13 protein-coding genes are annotated in these 19,446 nt (G+C 46.6%); 6 read left to right on the forward strand and 7 right to left on the reverse strand.

Translation table 11 applies throughout. The features are described from left to right. Positions 1–270 precede the first annotated feature (270 nt). The 3 genes from L976_RS05730 to acs form a co-directional block, all read right to left on the reverse strand. Positions 271–531, reverse strand: coding sequence for a GrxA family glutaredoxin (locus L976_RS05730; RefSeq protein ID WP_011072684.1), 261 nt, complete (start codon positions 529–531; stop codon positions 271–273). A gap of 60 nt (positions 532–591) precedes the next feature. Continuing rightward, positions 592–2,364 (reverse strand): DEAD/DEAH box helicase, encoded by a 1,773-nt coding sequence (locus L976_RS05735; RefSeq protein WP_047535062.1) that lies wholly within the window; start codon positions 2,362–2,364, stop codon positions 592–594. A gap of 227 nt (positions 2,365–2,591) precedes the next feature. After that, positions 2,592–4,544, reverse strand: coding sequence for an acetate--CoA ligase (acs, locus tag L976_RS05740; RefSeq protein WP_047535065.1), 1,953 nt, complete (start codon positions 4,542–4,544; stop codon positions 2,592–2,594). A 175-nt stretch (positions 4,545–4,719) separates the two neighbouring features. Between acs and L976_RS05745 the strand changes: the two genes are divergently transcribed. Next, a complete protein-coding gene (locus tag L976_RS05745; RefSeq protein WP_037427492.1) occupies positions 4,720–8,157 on the forward strand; it encodes a hybrid sensor histidine kinase/response regulator in 3,438 nt (1,145 codons plus the stop codon). Between the two features lie 19 nt (positions 8,158–8,176). On the opposite strand, the gene bioA is transcribed toward L976_RS05745, so the two are convergent. Continuing rightward, entirely contained in the window at positions 8,177–9,535 is a 1,359-nt protein-coding gene (bioA, locus tag L976_RS05750; protein WP_047535069.1) for an adenosylmethionine--8-amino-7-oxononanoate transaminase, read from the reverse strand. Between the two features lie 122 nt (positions 9,536–9,657). Here bioA and bioB point away from each other — a divergent pair, with 122 nt between their 5' ends. The 4 genes from bioB to bioD all read left to right on the forward strand — a co-directional run bounded on the left by bioB (position 9,658) and on the right by bioD (position 13,796). Beyond that, positions 9,658–10,710 carry a biotin synthase BioB gene (bioB, locus tag L976_RS05755; protein WP_047535072.1) on the forward strand — a complete coding sequence of 351 codons (1,053 nt, stop codon included), beginning with the start codon at positions 9,658–9,660 and terminating at the stop codon, positions 10,708–10,710. A gap of 206 nt (positions 10,711–10,916) precedes the next feature. Beyond that, entirely contained in the window at positions 10,917–12,122 is a 1,206-nt protein-coding gene (locus tag L976_RS05760; protein ID WP_047535075.1) for an aminotransferase class I/II-fold pyridoxal phosphate-dependent enzyme, read from the forward strand. 96 nt (positions 12,123–12,218) lie between these two features. Further along, complete coding sequence (bioC, locus tag L976_RS05765; protein WP_047535078.1) at positions 12,219–13,046, forward strand: malonyl-ACP O-methyltransferase BioC; 828 nt, start codon at positions 12,219–12,221, stop codon at positions 13,044–13,046. Positions 13,047–13,100: 54 nt separating this feature from the next. Then, positions 13,101–13,796 (forward strand): dethiobiotin synthase, encoded by a 696-nt coding sequence (bioD, locus tag L976_RS05770; protein WP_047535080.1) that lies wholly within the window; start codon positions 13,101–13,103, stop codon positions 13,794–13,796. Positions 13,797–13,878: 82 nt separating this feature from the next. Here bioD and L976_RS05775 read toward each other — a convergent pair whose 3' ends face one another. The 3 genes from L976_RS05775 to pepE all read right to left on the reverse strand — a co-directional run bounded on the left by L976_RS05775 (position 13,879) and on the right by pepE (position 18,179). Next, positions 13,879–14,847, reverse strand: a complete 969-nt coding sequence (locus L976_RS05775; RefSeq protein ID WP_047535083.1) for a DUF3187 family protein — start codon at positions 14,845–14,847, stop codon at positions 13,879–13,881. A 666-nt stretch (positions 14,848–15,513) separates the two neighbouring features. Beyond that, positions 15,514–17,097 (reverse strand): glucan biosynthesis protein G, encoded by a 1,584-nt coding sequence (locus L976_RS05780; protein ID WP_047535085.1) that lies wholly within the window; start codon positions 17,095–17,097, stop codon positions 15,514–15,516. A gap of 371 nt (positions 17,098–17,468) precedes the next feature. After that, a complete protein-coding gene (gene pepE, locus L976_RS05785; RefSeq protein ID WP_037419465.1) occupies positions 17,469–18,179 on the reverse strand; it encodes a dipeptidase PepE in 711 nt (236 codons plus the stop codon). A gap of 286 nt (positions 18,180–18,465) precedes the next feature. Between pepE and htpX the strand changes: the two genes are divergently transcribed. Further along, complete coding sequence (gene htpX / locus L976_RS05790; protein WP_037419467.1) at positions 18,466–19,329, forward strand: protease HtpX; 864 nt, start codon at positions 18,466–18,468, stop codon at positions 19,327–19,329. The last annotated feature ends 117 nt before the right edge of the window (positions 19,330–19,446 follow it).

The raw sequence follows: 19,446 nt of genomic DNA on the forward strand, positions 1-19,446 counted from the left end.
CTTTATCTCTCCTAGTAAAAATCTTCCTTCGCTACTCATCACTAAAAATCTTAATTTCACTGCATTTTCTACTTTGCTCATAGACTTATTGTCAGTTTTGCTCGGGTGTTAATTGGTCCATATTGGCTGCGGATAAATAATAACAACTGGGGAAACACAAAATGAAACAAGCAAAATTGGGGTTGCTTTACTCTGCAACATTATTGATGTAACAACTGATGCAAAAGTAAAAAAGGAGACCACAGGTCTCCTTGTTATCTCGTATTAGGGTTAACCTAATAGATTGTTATCACGAACATATTGTTCGAAATCGGTGCAACCACCTACGTGTTTTTCATCAACGAATATCTGGGGCACCGTTTCGACTGGCTTGCCGACAGTCTTCTCGAGATCCGCTTTAGAAATCCCTTCGGCGTGGATATCTACATATCTAAATTTAAAGTCATCACGTTTTTCAACGAGTTGCTCTGACAGTTGTACTGCTCGCACGCAATAAGGACAGCCAGGACGGCCAAAAATAACAACGTACATAATAGCTCCTTAGGATTACTTTAAGCGTTTTATACCATAGCGCTAACCGAATTGATAATGTCAGATGTGTTTATTTTCAGTTTGATAGCGCCCTTGGTAATCGAAATAGCTTTCGAGCAGATCCCAGCCTTTTTTGTGCTTTTTCAGCAGTAACAGATCTGGCATCCGAAAGGCGGCACTATCGGCAATCAGCTCAGACACTTTTTTGTATTGCTTAGGTTTAATGCCTGGCGTGCGACTATGGGGGAAAATAAACAGCGCATACAAGGCACGCCATTGGGCGGGTGTTTGCAGCTTAAAGTGCCGATTAAACTCATTTCCGTCAATGTCTAGATATTGCACCTTAAGATCGCCTGCATCATCCATTAACGTCATATGCTGGCAGCGGAACAGATGATGGTGTTGCTTATTCAATACTTGCTTAAGGCGTTTATCGGGGTCGATTAAGGTCGACTGGCAATGCTGGCAAATACGCGCTGCAATGTCGTTCTCTTGTCCGCAATCGGGACAGGATTTAGACCTAAATCGAAAGTCACATTGCTGCTTTTGCCCATGATGCTCGACAATGCCCTGACAGCGACGGCCAAAGTGCTCGATAATATCGCCATCCTTGTCGGTTAATCCCCAAAAGATATTGGCAAACTGGCAGACAGGGCAATGCACTTGTACCGGAACCGACTTGCTATTGGGCTTAGCTTGGCCGACTTCTGGAAAATACAAATCATAACCATTGGCCGCGTAATCAATCACTAAACAATCTTTTTTACCTTCACAGATCCTAAGGCCTCGGCCAATCATTTGCTGAAACAAACTCACCGATGCGGTGGGGCGTAAAATCGCAATCAAATCCACATGGGGCGCATCGAAGCCAGTGGTTAATACCGCCACGTTGACGAGGAACTTAAGCTCCCTCGCTTTAAAGCGCTCGATAAGCTCATCACGTTCATTATCTGGCGTTTGCGCCGTGATGATTGCCGTTTGTTCGCAGTGTTCCTTGTTAAGCTGGCTGACAATTTCTTCTGCATGGCGCACGGTCGCGGCAAAAATAATGATCCCTTGGCGATGATGACTCAGTTCAATCAGTTGCTTCACAATCGCCGTTGTCGCGCGTCCGGCGTGGTTCAGCAGCGCATTAACTTGGGCCTCGGGATATTCACCATTGTCATTGGGTTTGATTCGGCTAAAGTCATATTGGGCACTTAAACCATCAAATAAGGTTGGTGAAGTTAAATAGCCTTGTTTAATCAGCGGACGGATGGGGAGCTCGAAAATACACTGCTCGAAGATCCCAAGTTCAGGCGAGCCGACTTTGCCGTGGTAGTGGTGTTTGTAAATCCAACCTGTCCCGAGCCGATAAGGAGTGGCTGTGAGGCCTAATAATTTGAGCTTGGGATTACGCTGCTGTAAATGACTTAAGAGTTGCTGATATTGGCTGGTTTTTTCGAGGCTAACTCTGTGGCACTCATCGATAATCACCAGCGAGTAGGGCTCATCGAATTGAGTTAAGGCGCGCGCGGCGGATTGGATACTGGCCACGACGGTTTTGCCGTCAATCGATTTTTGATTTAACCCAGCGGAGTAAATGCTGGCCTCAGTCGTCAGTAATCCCACCTTTTGCGCGTTTTGGGCAACCAGTTCCTTCACATGGGTTAAAACCAGCACTCGTCCTCTGGCGATGCGGGCCAGCTCTGCAATAACGATACTTTTCCCGGCACCCGTTGGTAGGACTAACACGGCGGAATCGGTGCTTTTTTTAAAATGCGCGATGGCGGCATCGACGGCTTGTTGCTGATAATCCCTGAGGGTAACGCTTGGGCTGGAATTAACTGACACGCTGTTAGCTATTCTTGGTCGACTGAGTTTGGCGTCAAGCTTAACACAGAACCAAAAAAATGCCCCTTGGTTGGAGGGGCAACTAAGAGAAAGGGGCAATCAGGCACTTTCTCAACAGGGTTTACTTGATTAAAAGGAACACTTGCTAAAACGGACAGGTGTTCAAATGAACAGGAGCTAAAGCAACACTTAATCGTGATAAATCACGATTAAGTGTGGGACAACGATTACTCGTTGCGATTCAAGCGAGTTTCAATCAAGGTCTCAATCACGGCTGGGTCGGCCAGTGTTGATGCATCCCCTAAATTGGTTACTTCGTTTGCGGCAATCTTACGCAGGAAGCGGCGCATGATTTTGCCAGAACGGGTCTTAGGTAAGCCTGTTGCCCACTGGATCAGATCCGGTGTGGCTAAGGCGCCAATTTCTTTGCGAACCCATTGGCGCAGCTCTTGGCGAAGTTCTTCGCTTTCTTCTGTGCCGCGGGTTAAGGTCACATAAGCGTAAATACCTTGGCCTTTAATATCATGGGGATAGCCCACAACAGCAGCTTCAGCGACCAGTTCGTGTGACACCAGTGCACTTTCCACTTCGGCGGTACCTAATCTGTGACCTGAGACGTTAATCACGTCGTCCACACGGCCAGTGATCCAGTAATAACCGTCTTCATCGCGGCGAGCGCCGTCACCAGTAAAGTACATGCCACGGAAGGTTTTAAAATAGGTCAGTACGAAGCGTTCATGGTCACCATATACGGTACGCATTTGGCCTGGCCATGAGTCGAGCAGCACTAAGTTTCCTTCGGTTGCGCCTTCTAAAATGTTACCCATGTTGTCCACGAGCGCCGGTTGTACCCCAAAGAAAGGACGAGTCGCCGAGCCGGGCTTAGTATCAGTTGCGCCTGGCAGTGGGGTGATCAAAATACCGCCTGTTTCAGTTTGCCACCAAGTATCGACAATCGGGCAATGCTCGTGGCCGATGACCTCGTGGTACCAACGCCAAGCTTCTGGGTTGATGGGTTCGCCTACAGAGCCCATGATGCGCAGTGAGCTGCCATCGTACTTATCAAAATGTTGTTTCCCTTCGGCCATTAGTGCACGAATAAGCGTTGGTGCAGTATAGAGAATATTGACTTTATGGCGGTCAATCATCTCGCCTAAACGCGCAGGGCTTGGGTGGTTAGGAACACCTTCGTGGATGAGCACCGTTGCGCCGTTGGCAAGCGGGCCATATACCATATAGGAGTGACCAGTAATCCAACCCACATCAGCAGTACACCAGTAAATCTCACCGGGTTTGTAATCGAACACATACTCGTGGGTCATGGAGGCATACACCATATAACCACCAGTAGTGTGCAATACGCCCTTTGGATTACCCGTTGAACCTGAGGTATAGAGTAAGAACAGCGGATCTTCTGCGCCCATTTCTTCGACAGCGCAATGTTCGGATGCGGTTTCAACCAGTGAATGCCACCACACATCGCGACCTTCTACCCAGTCAATCTTGCCGCCAGTGCGTTGAAGCACAATGACTTTCTCAACACTGGTCACATCGGGATGTTTTAACGCATCGTCGATGTTGCGTTTGAGCGGAATGGCGCGGCCACCACGCATACCTTCATCGGAGGTGATGACGATTTTGGATTTACCATCGATAACCCGAGAGGCGATAGAATCGGGTGAGAAACCACCAAAAACAACGGAATGCACAGCACCAATGCGAGCACAGGCCAGCATCGCGACGGCGGCTTCTGGCACCATTGGCATATAGATCGTGACGATATCGCCACGGCGTACGCCTTGGCTGCGTAGCGCGTTGGCAAATTTACATACTTGAGTGTGCAGTTCACCGTAGGTGATTTTGCGTTGTTCGTTGGCGTTATCGCCTTCCCAAATAATGGCGACGCGGTCGCTGTGCTCCGCCAAATGGCGATCTAGACAGTTTGCCGATGCGTTTAGGGTGCCGTCATAGAACCAGTTAATCGATAAATTATGATCGTCAAAAGTGGTTTTTTTGATTTTAGTGTATGGCTTTATCCAATCGATGCGTTTGCCGTGCTCTCTCCAGAAACCCTCTGGATTGACAATCGACTCTTGGTACATTGTTTTATATTGATCGTTATTTACAAGTGCATTGGCAGCGATATTGCCGGAGACTTTGTAGAGAGACTGCGAGCTCATAGGGCTTCCCTTTCGAAAAATTGCGTGGTCTGAGTATGGTATGCAAGAGGGAGTCAACTCCATTAGACCTTGGTCTAGTTTTAAAATTTCCTTTATATTTAGGCTGTTGCACTCGAAAATCTGGCTAGATTTCAGCCATTATTTATCGCACAATAATGGAAAAAAGAGCAAAAATATGAATCTCACCTTAGTCGTCGCCGTTATTGCTATTTGTTATGTATCACTTTTATTCCTTTTAGCCTGGGGGGCGGAGCGCTGGTTTAGCGGCGTGACCAAGAAGCTGCAAGTGGTCATTTATGGCTTAAGCTTGGCGGTTTATTGTTCTTCTTGGAGTTTTTTAGGCACGGTTGGACAGTCGGCTAAGGATTTTTGGTCGTTCATTCCGATTTTTATCGGCCCAATTCTTATCTTCACCTTAGGGTTTGGCATGTTGCGCAAGATGGTCCTCGTGTCCAAGGCGCAAAATATTACCTCGGTCGCCGACTTTATCGCCGCCCGTTACGGTAAATCGCAAACCTTGGCGGCCATTGTTACCCTGATAGCGTTGTTTGGCATCATGCCTTATATTGCGCTGCAACTTAAGGCGATGGTGTTCAGCCTAAATCTATTTCAACCCGCGGATGACCCCTTAAATGGCATTATGATTGCGCTACTGATCACCGCGCTGTTAGCCATTTTTGCCATTCTTTTTGGCACTCGTAAGCTCGATGCTACCGAGCATAATCCCGGGATGATGCTGGCTATCGCATTCGAATCCTTAGTGAAACTGGCAGCATTTTTGCTGGTGGGGATGGTGATTAGCTTTGGCGTATTTGACGGGTTTGGCGATATTTGGCAGCAGGCGAGTGATAAAGCGTTAATTCATCACCCAAACCCCCGTATTGAAACTTTGATGCCTGAACTGCTTGTCGGCATGGCGGCATTTTTGTGTATGCCGCGCCAATTCCATGTGATGGTGGTGGAATGTGCCGATGAGTCGGTTCTTTCTAAGGGGCGTTGGTTGTTTCCGCTGTATTTGGCCTTATTTGGTCTATTTGTCGGGCCACTGGCATTAGCGGGTAAATTGATCTTGGGCGATAGCGTTGCCGCTGATACCTATGTGATTAATTTACCGCTTGCGTTAGATCATCCACTGCTGGCGGTGATTGCGCTGTTAGGCACCTTATCTGCGGCGACGGGGATGGTGATTGTGGCCGTGGTGACAATCAGTGTTATGGTGAGTAACGAATGGCTCGTCCCTGTGATGTTACGTACTGGCAATATCCGCGAGAAAAACTTCAGCCAGTTTTCGCAGATGCTACTAAATGCCCGCCGCCTAGCGATTATCATCATCCTTGGGTTGGGTTACGGCAGTTATCTGGCGCTGGCTGATAGCGACTCGCTATCGCATCTGGGGATGCTGTCCTTTGGTGCTTTTGCCCAACTTGCACCCGCGTTAGTGGGTGGACTCTACTGGAAACACGGTAATCGTGCAGGGGTGTTTTTAGGACTCAGTGTGGGTTTTAGCTTGTGGTTTTACATCATGCTCAGTGGCATGACGGGTAACCAAAGCCCAGCGACATTAATGTCTAGTAATTTCGACCTATTAGATGCTATTACACCGAATGTGCGTGATGCGCTTACGGCGTTATTTGCCAATATTGCCTGTTATGTGTTGGGCTCGATTTGGTTCAGGGCCGGGGTGGCCGAGCGTATTCAGGCCAGTGCTTTTGTCAGCCCTGGTAAGCTTAAAAATAATGCCAATAAGAAAAGCGGCCCTATCTCGCAGCAGGATTTATTGATCTTAGCCAGCCGCTTTGTGAGTCCAACCCGCGCCTATGAAAGTTTTAGTCGATTCTCTACCGAAGCGGTTAAAAGTGACAGTTGGCATAAGGCCGCGACTCCAGAACTGATTGCTCATACCGAGCGTTTACTCGCTGGCGTGCTCGGCGCTTCAAGTGCTTCTTTAGTTATGGATTCGGTTTTACAAGGTCGTGACTTGGCCTTAGATGAAGTCTTTAGCCTTGTGGATGAAGCCTCATCCAAAATTATGCTCAGTCAAGATATGCTGCGCGGCGCTATCGAGCATGCCTACGAAGGGATGAGCGTGATCGACAGCGACCTTAACTTGGTTGCATGGAACTACAAATATGTCGAGTTATATCAATATCCTGAAGGCTTTTTACAGCAGGGTATGCCTATCAGTGAAGTGATCCGCTTTAATGCCGCCAGAGGTTATTGTGGTGATGGCGATATAGAGCAACAGGTTGAAAAACGTGTGCAGCATATGCGTAATGGCACGCCGCATACTTCAGAGCGGCAACGTAAAGACGGTAAAGTGATTAAAATTCAAGGTAATCCCATGCCCGATGGTGGTTTTGTGATGACCTTTACCGACATTACCCAATATCGTGAGCAAGAACGGGCGTTGCTCGAAGCCAATGAAACGCTCGAGTCGCGTGTTAAAGAACGTACCTACGAATTAGCTCTGCTAAATAGTGAGTTACTTGAGGCCAAAGCACAGGAAGAAATGGCTAACGCCTCTAAGAGTCGCTTTTTAGCGGCGGTGGGGCACGATTTAATGCAGCCACTGAATGCGGCAAGATTGTTTACTGCGTCGTTATCCCAATACCCTAATTTGGATCGCGAGGCACGCACCACCTTATCCCATGTGAATAGCTCGCTTAAAACCGCCGGCGAGTTGCTCACCGACTTATTGGATATTTCGAAGTTGGATTCTGGCATGGTCGAAGTGAACCGCCGCGACTTTGCTATATCTGAGCTACTCAATGGTCTGTCGGTCGAATTTGAGGCGATGGCGGCGGACAATCAAATTCGCTTTAAGATGATCCCCTGCAGCGCGACGGTGAATTCTGATCCTTCTTTGCTCAGGCGTGTGCTGCAAAACTTTTTAACCAATGCTTACCGTTATGCCCGCGGAGGGCGAGTGCTGTTTGGATGCCGTCATCGCGGCAGCGAATTGGAGATCCAAGTGCTCGATACGGGCTGTGGTATTGATGAGCATGAAACTCATGAAATATTTAAAGAATTTAAACGGTTAAATAATCCACGTAGTAAAAGTGTCAGCGGTTTAGGCTTAGGGTTGGCAATTGCCGATAGGATAAGCCGGGTACTTAACCACAGTATTCAGGTGTCTTCACAATTGGGGCGTGGCTCGGTGTTTTCCATTACGGTTCCCTTAGGGGAAACCGTGCGTCAGCCGCAGGTGAAGGCATTGCCATCGTTATTACAACCGTTATCAGGGATTAAAGTATTGTGTATCGACAATGAGGAGGCGATTCTTGCGGGGCTTGAGAGCTTACTCAGTCGTTGGCAGTGTGAGGTGATTTGTGCCAAGGATTTAGCCGACGCGAGGATTAAGTTAGGCCTTAAAGGCGTGGCGCCCGATATCGTGTTAGCCGATTTTCACTTGGATGATGGTCAAAACGGTGTTGATGCGATGGATGGGATCCGCGCACTTTATGGCAAAGAGTTACCGGGCATTTTAATCACAGCAAACACTCGCAAAGAGCTGGTGGAAGATGTGCAGCGCCGCGGTTATCACTATATGGCCAAAATGATTAAACCGGCGGCGCTGCGGGCATTGATATCAAGCCTGGTCAAGAAGGCTTAATAACTTGCAGCCATGGCGATTAGCCATGGCTGATGCAGATGTTTTGGCCTCGACTTGCGTCATCCGAAGTGGTTTTCGATGGTGTAATTGTGGCCGCGACTTGCTTCATCGCTTGGGTGAGTTGGGTGAGCTGCGCCGAACTTATCACATAGGGCGGCATAATATAAATTAGGTTGGCAAAGGGTCTAACCCATACGCCTAGGTCGACAAATTGCTGCTGCAGCGCCGCGGTATTCACCGCTTGGTGCATTTCTAACACACCCACCGCGCCAAGCACGCGCACTGCTTTTACGCTGGGAATATCGATGGCATCGGCAAGCTCGCGCTGCATTTGCTGCTCGATGGCAGCAACCTGTGCTGGCCACTCCTGCTGATTGATCAAATCTAAGCTGGCGCAGGCGGCGGCGCAGGCGAGGGGATTACCCATAAATGTCGGGCCATGCATAAAGACGCCTGCGGGCGATTGGCTAATGCCTTGGGCGACGTTATCCGTGCACAAGGTGGCGGCAAGGCTAATATAACCACCCGTTAAGGCTTTGCCTAGGCAGAGAATGTCGGGCGTGATGTCGGCATGTTCATAGGCAAATAATTTACCGGTTCGGCCAAAACCCGTGGCGATTTCATCGAGGATAAGCAGCACATTATATTCATCACACAGGGCACGCAGGCCACGTAAATATTCGCTACTGTAGAAGCGCATGCCCCCAGCACCCTGCATAATAGGTTCGATAATCACGGCGGCAATGTCTTGATGTTGTTCGCGTAAAATGCGCTGCATGGGTGCTAAATCGTCTTGGTGTAACGATTCACCAAAGGGCGTTTGCGGCGCGTCAACAAAACACTGTTTAGTGACTGCTTCACCAAACATGGTATGCATGCCACCTTCGGGATCGCAGACACTCATGGCGGCAAAAGTATCGCCATGGTAGCCCTTCTTTACCGTGAGAATGCGCTGTTTTTGGGCCTTTTGTGTTAAGGGCAAATCTTGCCCTTGCCAATATTGCAGCGCCATTTTGATGGCAACCTCAACGGCAATCGAGCCCGAGTCGCAAAGGAAGACTTTCGTTAATGGCTCGCAGGTCATCGCCAGTAGTTTTTTGCAAAGTTCAATTGCGGGTTCATGGGTAATGCCACCAAACATGACATGGCTGAGTTGGTGCAATTGCTGCTCCATCGCCGTTAATATCGCCGGATGACCATAGCCATGCACGCAGGCCCACCAAGAACTGGTGCCATCAATCAGTTTACGGCCATCGACCAATTCCAGCTCGCAGCCTTGGGCACTGTGTACCCCAAAAACAGGAAGTGCGCGAGTCATAGAGGTATAAGGGTGCCAAATATGGGCGCTATCAAAGTCAAAATCGAGTAAATTGCGCATAAAAGCTCACAGCGTTGATTGAAAATTAATCAGTGGTAAACCTGTATCACTGGTTGGCGTTGACAGTTTAAGGGCTGAGGTTATCCTAGCCAAGGTAAAATACAAAAATAAAAGGGTGTTCAATGTCGCAGTTGCAAGTTCGTCATGATTGGAAGCGGGAAGAAATCGAAGCCTTATTTGCGCTGCCGATGAATGACTTATTATTTAAAGCCCACAGTATCCACCGTGAAGTGTACGATCCTAACGAAGTGCAGATCAGCCGATTACTGTCGATCAAAACTGGTGCTTGTCCTGAGGATTGTAAATATTGTCCGCAGAGTGCGCGTTACGACACTGGCCTTGAAAAAGAGCGTCTCTTAGCTATGGAAACCGTGCTCACCGAAGCGCGCAGTGCCAAAGCCGCGGGTGCTTCGCGTTTCTGTATGGGCGCCGCCTGGCGTAACCCGAAAGATAAAGACATGCCATACCTCAAACAAATGGTACAAGAGGTGAAAGCCCTCGGCATGGAAACCTGCATGACCTTAGGGATGTTAAGCGCCGAGCAAGCCAACGAGTTGGCCGATGCAGGCCTTGATTATTACAACCACAATTTAGATACCTCGCCTGAATACTACGGCGATGTGATCACCACCCGTACCTATCAAAACCGCTTAGATACCTTAAGCCATGTGCGCGCATCGGGCATGAAAGTCTGCTCTGGCGGTATTGTTGGCATGGGCGAAAAGGCCACAGACCGGGCGGGTTTATTGCAACAACTGGCGAATTTACCCCAGCATCCGGATTCTGTGCCGATCAATATGCTAGTCAAAGTGGCCGGTACCCCCTTCGAAAAACTCGATGATTTAGATCCGCTGGAGTTTGTCCGTACCATCGCCGTGGCGCGTATTTTAATGCCACTGTCGCGGGTGCGTTTATCGGCGGGCCGTGAAAACATGACTGACGAATTGCAGGCCATGTGTTTCTTTGCGGGTGCTAACTCCATTTTTTACGGCTGTAAGTTGCTGACCACGCCAAACCCTGAAGAAAGTGACGATATGGGGTTGTTCCGTCGTCTGGGTTTACGCCCTGAGCAGGGCGCAGCCGCGACTATCGATGATGAGCAAGCGGTATTAGCTAAAGCTGCGGCTCACCAAGATAAAGCCGCGTCTCAGTTTTATGATGCAGCTGCGCTATAACCAAAACTTATTGCCACAGTTAAACTCGCGTCTTTGGACTTGTGCTTCGTTAAGCTGTGAAGCACAGGTCCCAAAGAATAATGCGGGTAGTGAGACAGCGCGAGAATTTGAGCCATCGTGATGCCAAAGACTGAGCGAAAATGAGTCAAGATGCCGAGTAAGTCAGCAAAGTAAAATGCAGAGCAAGACAAGTTGAGTAAGAAAAAATGAGTTCACCACTCGCGTCAAAACTGGCTTCAAAAATCCGCGCCCGTCAGCAAGCCTTAGCAGGGCAAGGTTTGCTAAGGCAGCGTCAAGTATTATCAACCGATGCCGTGCTAAGTGACGCTGAGCCGCAGTTTTGCTTTGAGGGGCAAACTTATCTTAATTTCAGCAGTAACGACTACTTAGGGCTTTGCCGTGCGCCCGAATTATTTGCGGCGCTACACCGCGGTGCACAGCAATATGGTGTCGGCAGCGGGGCATCGCCACTGGTGACGGGCTACAATGAGGCGCATTTAGCGCTGGAAACCAAGCTGTGCCAGATAACCGGATTTGAGGCAGCGCTACTGTTTAGCTCAGGGTTTAGCGCCAATACCACGCTCTGTAAAACCCTGTTCGATAAGCAAGATGTTGTGCTGGCGGATAAGCTGGTTCACGCGTCTATTATCGATGGTTTACGCGATAGTGGCGCCGATTTTAAACGCTTTTTGCACAACTCAACTGAGAGTGCGGAGCGGCTGTTAGCCAAAAACACGGTTTCAGCGCTGATCACTGAAAGTGTGTTTAGCATGGATGGCGATATTGCGCCGATAAAGGCCTTATCGAGCCTTTGCCGCGCGCATAATGTGTGGTTGATTGTCGATGATGCCCATGGCTTTGGCGTGTATGATATTTTTAATCAGCCAGCAGCCAACCTTATCGATATCCAGATAGTGACTTTTGGCAAGGCATTAGGCTGTCAAGGCGCAGCAATTCTGGGTAGTCGAGAGTTGATTGCGTTTTTAGTGAGTAATGCGCGGGAATATATTTATTCCACTGCACTGTCACCGGCCAATGCTGCGCTAGCTTTGGCCGCAGTTGAACACTGTGAAGCTCATCCTGAACTTAGGCAAAAGTTGCAGCGTAATATCTCGCTGTTCAAACAATTATGCCAAGATGCTGATATTCCACTTCTTGGTAGTGACACCCCGATTCAACCTTTGATCATTGGCGATGCCGAGCAAACCTTATTGGTTGCGCAAAAGCTAAAAGCCATGGGGATTTGGGTTGGGGCAATTCGTCCGCCAACCGTGCCCGTAGGCTCAGCAAGATTACGTATTACCTTAAGTGCATCCCATAGCGAGGCGGCAATTCGCCGCTGCGTTAACGGCATTGCGCAAGTGCTGGCCGAAGTTGCGCTACCTAGGGTATCTGAGCGTCCTGCGCGATAAGCTAATGTTCCCGGTACTGCTTATGGCCGACGATTCGATGGCTAAATTTTAGAGTTGAAAGATCAGAGTTTGATTTAAAAGTGAGAATAACCAAAGATGTCCATGCCGCTTGGCGTTAGCCTTAATCCCCATGAGCCCGCAGATCAGCTCTCGCATATTGCCGAGCGGTTTTCAGCAGCAGCCAAGAGCTATCAAGAACATAACTGTTTGCAGCGTTTAAGCGGTGCGAGTTTGTTGCAGGGATTTGTTGCCAAGGGCGCAATTCTTGATATTGGCGCAGGGCTGGGAACCAATTTTGATCATAATGCCACAGGCACAGATATTAGAGTTTATGCACTCGATATCGCTTTGGGCATGCTGCAACAACTTCAAGCGACTTTCCCTAGCTACCTATGCGTGTGCGGTAATGCCGAGCAATTACCCTTTGCCGATGCGTGCATCGATAATATTTACTCCAATTTGGCCCTGCAGTGGTGTCATGACTTTTCGGCTGCAACCAGCGAAATGGCCAGAGTCTTAACATCGGGTGGAGAAGCGCATTTGAGTATCGTGGCGGCAGGTAGCCTGACTCAGTTATCTAATCTTGGTTTGAGGGTCAACAGTTTCTTATCTCTTGAAAGCTTACAAGCGGCATTTGACGACACAGATTGGCAATTTCTTGATGTGAAGCTCATGCCAATGACCGTCTATTTTCAAGATCTTAAAGCCTTACTCTATTCCATTAAAGGCGTGGGCGCATCGGTGCAATCCTCAGTACAGAGCCTAACTTCTTCTGAATCCGATGCCCATTTTGGTAAATTGCGTGGCCGCCACGATTGGCAGGCTTTACAACAACGAGCAGAGCAATTTCGTGAGGCACAGGGCTTGCCTTTAACCTATCAGATCGCCCAATTTCGTGTGCGTCGCCAAGGTGGCTCGGTATAAGCCTCTAGCAACGGTTTGGCGCATGATTGGCCAATAGATTAACAAGGAAAACGCATGTTTTTTGTAACAGGTACAGATACCGATAGCGGTAAAACCTTAGTATCGACCGCACTGTTAACCGCATTCAATCGTGACGTTCTGTGCGCAGGGTCTTCGCGCTTAAGTCTTGGGGTGAAGCCTGTTGCCTCAGGCTGTGAAATCACTGAAAAGGGCTTGCGTAACAGTGATGCATTAAAACTGATGTCGGCCTCATCCCTTAAACTGAGCTATGAGCAGGTGAATCCGATAAGTTTTGAACCTGCGATTGCACCGCATATTGCGGCGCAGCAACTAGGCGTTAATTTATCCCCTGAGGCTATTTTGGCCAAGATTGATCGCGCGGCGTTTGCGCAGGCGGATTTTTGTTTAATCGAAGGGGCGGGCGGTTGGCGTTTGCCCTTAGGGGAAGGGCGCTACTTATCTGAGTTGGTACAACAGCTTAATTTACCGGTCATTCTTGTGGTGGGAATGAAGCTCGGTTGTCTAAATCATGCGTTATTAACTCAAGAAGCGATATTAGCCGATGGCTTAACGGTCGCTGGTTGGGTGGCTAATTGCATCGATCCGAATATGAGTGTGTTTGATGAAAACCTAGCCACACTCAAAGAGATGATGACAGCGCCTTTCCTTGGCTGTATTCCACATCTTAAACAGGCGGATGCGGACCATGCCGCCAACTTTATCGATATCCAATCCTTATTGCTGAAATAAGCTTATTCAAATAATAAGTTTGATATAAAAACAGAGGCTATGTCGCCTCTGTTTTTGTTGGCATAGTTTTAAAATATTGTGATTATAACTTAACGCGATAGCCAATGTTAAAGGCAATATCAGTGCTGTTATCCATATTGAAATAGTTTTCAACAATAGAGAATTCTATTGCACTGGTATCTAAATAGTAACGGTAGCCGAGTAATATTTCGTTCGAGGCTTTTGAAAAATCATTTTCGGTTTCGAGTAAGCCCTGATAGTGATGTAATTCAAGTAACCAGCCATGGCGACCCGTTAAATATTCATAACCGAGATTGACGGAATAAGCATGATTATCGTAGCTTATCCCCGAAAGAACCTCATTACCCTGCCTAAAACTAACAGCTGCGGTAGAATGAACATGATGTTTTTCATAACGAAAGCTGTAATTAAGCTGTAACGCTTGTTCAAAGCTTTCATCTTCAAAGGGGCCTGAGTCGACATAGTTATAATATAGGCTGCCTCCTAAAGATAAGCCCTGATATTGGTTTTCAAACAATTGGTAGCCAACATAAAGTATGACGACATTATTGAGGTTTTCGCCTGAAATATCTTGCTGATTAACGCCATCTTTAGAAAATATTTGATTTTGATGTTTAGCGGCATCTTCACGACCATTTTGACTAAAACCAAATGCATCATGAAACCACATAGTTACTGAGTCTAAGTGATTATCGCCACTAAAACGCCAGTGATAACTGGTATCTATCATCCATTTATCATTGACTTGCCAAGTCAGTCCCCCTTCAAGGGTGTTGTGATAGTAATCGGCAAAATAGTCATCGGTTTCAGCCCAAACACTGGCTGCACTTGCGGATAAGTGCAGCTCTTTTTGACCTTCAGGTAACGAAAACCCTGATCTTAACATCGGTGTTAAACTGCCTGCTTGGGCCGGTGATTGCGCATAGCTGCGTAAAGGACCATAGTCACTAAAATCGACAGCAGTTGCCAAGACATTCGGGGGAAACAGTAACGAAAGCGTGAGAACTGATTTCAAGTGTGAAAATGGCATAACATAAATATCCGTCTAGATGATGAGTCAGCTAGATTTGATAGGTTGAAGAAACTTAGCATGATCAAGCGAGATTAATGGATAACATTAAGATAAATGTTAACCTTTATCGCCATATTAGCATCTTGTTTACAAGTTAAATCAGCAAATAGCTGAGTAACACTAAGGCTAGCCAAAATGCACGTCCAATCATTGGTAATAAATAATATAAGATAAGTAACGTACTTATAATTAAGAATATTGTCGTAGGCTTACGAAAATACGCAGCATTTAATGTAGGTAACTTCATTTTTTCTCTAACATATTGATGATGCGAAAAATAACTAAACACTGAATAGGATGAGCACAACAGGTAGATATCTTATAAAAACGTAGCTTGTGTGAATATTCAGCTTTTTTGAGAGGCTAATATAACGCCGTAGGATTGGGGTGTAAATGTTATGAGACGCTAAATAGGATTCAAAAACTGGAACTGAAAATCCCTATTTTTGTTAGAGAAAAATAATCCTACTTATTCCGAAAAATACTGTGGTAAGTCATCGGAAATATTAAACTGCTTAACTGTAAGGTTATTAATGTGAGTGTGGAAATATTGATTTTACCCATAAAAAACGCCGGATTTCCGGCGATTTTTATGGTGTTAAGCAAAAGTCTTAGTTTATCGGCCTAGGGCCAATCATCACTGTTCCAGCGATATAACCAAGTAGCGGCGACTGGTTTTTCATCTTTACGCAATTGAATGCGCAATTCTGCCACATTGGTACTTTCAGGCTCAAACGTAATAAAGATCCGAGCACCATTAATTTCAGGGTGAGCTACTATCCGAGATGAGAGGATTTTACCCTTACTGATACTGGCATCAATTGTAATTTTTTCAATATCTTGTGGTTTGATATTGCTGTAGTCGATAAGGAGTTCTTTGCCTTTAGCCTGTTTTTGTCCCTTAGAGCTACGAATTACCCGTGCTTTGTTTGTAAAACTAGGGCTGTCATTAGACGCTGTAATTCGGTAGGAATAGCGATAGGGCTCAGCCTGCTTTAATCCCCCCTGAGGTTCCCAATAGGCGACGATATTATCATTGGTTTCGGCGCTTGATGGAATTTCAAGCAGTATTAATTGCCCTTTACCCCAATCGTTTAATGGTTCAATCCATGCAGAAGGACGTTGTTGGTAGTTCGCACCAAGATCTTGATAGTAGTCGAAGTTACGATGGCGTTGGATTAAGCCAAAACCCTTAATATCTTCGTCACCAAAGGCACTGATTTGCAGTTTGTTTGGATTATTGAGTGGTCGCCATAAACGCTCACCGTTACCTCGATCAATTTGTAATCCTTCAGAGTTATGTACAGCAGGACGATAATCGGGTTTGTCAGGCGTATCTAAACCACCATAAAGAAACATGGAAGTCAGTGGTGCTAGGCCAACGTGGGCGATATCTCGGCGCGGAAAGAGGGTGACATCGACGTCAACACGTGTCGGTGCTCCGGGATAAATACCAAAGCGATAGGCACCTGTAACACTCTGACTATCTAGCAATGCGTGTACCACAATCGCGGTTTGATATTTAGAGGGCCGCTCTATCCAAAAACGTTTAAATAAGGGATATTCTTCACCTTTAGGTTGGGCAACATCAATGGCTAACCCGCGGTTTGATAATCCATAGGTTTGGCCCTTGGATAATGCACGAAAATAGCTTGCCCCTTGAAACATAATGAACTCGTCTTTGACTTCATCGTCATTGATAGGGTAATGAAGTCGAACGCCTGCATATTGTCCTACCTGCGTGAGCAATTTCTCAATGGTATCATTGGGCACACTAAAGGAAGATTCTGTTAACTCGATAGGAAAAGCTCGGCTATTTTCAACGACATCAATATCCACCAAATTTTTGTATAAAAAACCGGGCGCAAAAAGTTGCACTGAAAACTTAGTGGGTGTTCCGCCCCAAATCGCAGCGTTTTCTTGATAATTGATCTTGCCATAAGTGGCGTAATCTAAGTCGATCAGTTCCTTCGGAGCCTTTCTAGCTTCTTTGAAGGGTTTTTGAGCCAGTTGCTGTGCTAACTCAACGACGGTGTCATGGGAGAATGCCTTAGCTTTTTTATCATCGCTTGCATTGGCGGCATAGGCGGGGGCTAAACTACTGATGCTCATTATGCCGGCCAGTATAGACCCAAAAAAAAGTGTTAATTTGGTCTTTTTATGACCGTTCATCGGGGTTGAATGGTTCAATGTTGAATGCAGTCGCAAAATGAAAACTCCTCACTTGGATGGACCAAGGGTAAAAAAATACTCCTGTGCCTTGGTCATAACTCCCTAATTTTAAATAACTTAGAAAATTTGTTTCAGAATGTAGCTAGGGGTAAATGCAAAAATTAATCTTGTTTATCAAGGTGTTCGACAACGAAATTAGTGCAGATACTTAAGTGGTGCAAGTTTTTTCTCCTGCGGGAGATATGCCGATCCTTGCATGATGAAAGGATATTGATAGCGCGCAAGGTCAATAATCAGTCTAGTCTTTTGTCGCGTTCAACTCTTAAAGGAGCGGCATTTGCATGTTAAGTGGTTAGCTTAGTGTGAATGTTACCCTATTTACCACGATGAATGCCGCTAACGAGATCTTATTTTAGCAAATGAGATAAATCGCTACCTACGGGAATAGGGAGCTCCTGCTGTTCGCCACAGAATAAATAGGCAGGGTTATCACCCAACAGTGATAAAGTGTCTCCCTGTCGCCATAGCGCACTGCCTTCAACAATGCCAATGACGGGCGTGATCGGATCGACACGGGTAAATTCGAGTAATCGCTGAGCTCGAGTTTCACCGTTATGTCCTGGTGCACGGTAGTTTGAATAATGTGGATTTACCTGAAAAGGCACTATGTTTAGGGCCGCGAATGATGGCGGTTCAATGATCGGCATATCGTTAGTTGTACGAATGCTTAATCCAGATACATTTGACCCTGCGCTCCAACCAATGTAAGGCTTACCGCTAAGGACTTCATTACGAATAAGCTGCACAAGATCGTACTTATACAACTCATGCAAAAGATGAAAAGTGTTGCCGCCACCAATTAAAATACCGTCGGCATCTTTAATCGCTTGGCGCGGATCAGGGTGTTGATGAATACCACTAATATCGAGTTTAAGCTCACTGAGTCCCGTCACTACAGAGGCTAAGTAGGTATCGTAGCTCATGCTTACCCCTGCATAAGGAATAAAAATCCATTTTTGTGCGTGAGCGGTGAGTGGTTTGATAAAAGGCAGCGCATGGGAAAGATAAGGCGTGTCACCAACACGTGAACTGCTTAGCAGTAGGGCATTAACGGTCATTTTTTTATCCTTAAATCTCAGAATGTGCAGGCATGTTAACAAAGTTTAATTACGATAAACATAGATAAACACACATGAATTTGGCTGTAACACTGACAGCGCCTAGATTTAAGTTTGGCTTAATAGACTGTCCCTAGACTCACGAGCCATGAAAGGCTGTGTCTAAATTGAGAGAAAAATTAGCGATTAGAAAAACTCTTACCTTTACCCCTTGAATTTCGATTAATTGGACATATTATGTCTTTGAACAAAATAAATGGCACCTTTGTGCCGTAAAGGAGCTGATATGAAGCGTATATTTTTATTGATTGCGACTAACCTAGCCGTGTTGCTAGTAGCCTCAATTGTAATGTCTATTCTAGGCGTGAATACGTCTACTATGGGTGGACTCTTAGTGTTCGCTGCGATTTTTGGATTCGGCGGAGCCTTCATCAGCTTAGCGATTTCAAAATGGATGGCGAAAAAGACCATGGGTTGTGAAGTAATCACCACCCCACGTGATAGCACTGAGCGTTGGTTAGTGGAGACGGTTGCCCGCCAAGCCCAGCAAGCTGGGATTAAAATGCCAGAAGTGGCAATTTACCAATCGCCGGAGATGAATGCATTTGCAACTGGCCCAAGTAAGGACAACTCATTAGTTGCCGTGAGTACAGGTCTGTTGTATGGCATGAGTCAAGACGAAGTCGAAGGCGTACTTGCCCACGAAGTAAGCCACGTCGCTAACGGCGATATGGTCACTTTGACCTTAATCCAAGGCGTGGTGAACACCTTTGTAATCTTCGCGGCGCGTGTTGTTGCAGGCATTATCAACAACTTCGTCTCGAGCAATGATGAAGAAGGCGAAGGTTTGGGCATGTTTGCTTATATGGCAGTGGTATTTGTTCTTGATATGTTGTTTGGTATTTTGGCATCAATTATCGTGGCTTACTTCTCACGTATTCGTGAATACCGTGCCGACGAAGGTGCAGCTCGCTTAGCGGGCAAGCATAAGATGATTGCAGCACTTGAGCGTTTACGCCAAGGCCCAGAAAGCTCAGCAATGCCAGCACAAATGTCTGCTTTTGGTATTAACGGCAAGCGTTCAATGGCTGAGTTAATGATGAGCCATCCACCTCTAGAGAAGCGTATTGCGGCTTTACAAACTCGTTAATTGAGTCCAAACGTTCACCAAAAGGAGACCTAGGGTCTCCTTTTTTATTTTTAGCCCAAAACCACCTACTTCAGTAGGTGGTTATCATCATTTGAGGCTTTGCCTGTATACCTACCC

The organism is Shewanella sp. ZOR0012 (assembly GCF_000798835.1).
GTDB classification, from domain to species: Bacteria; Pseudomonadota; Gammaproteobacteria; order Enterobacterales; family Shewanellaceae; genus Shewanella; species Shewanella xiamenensis.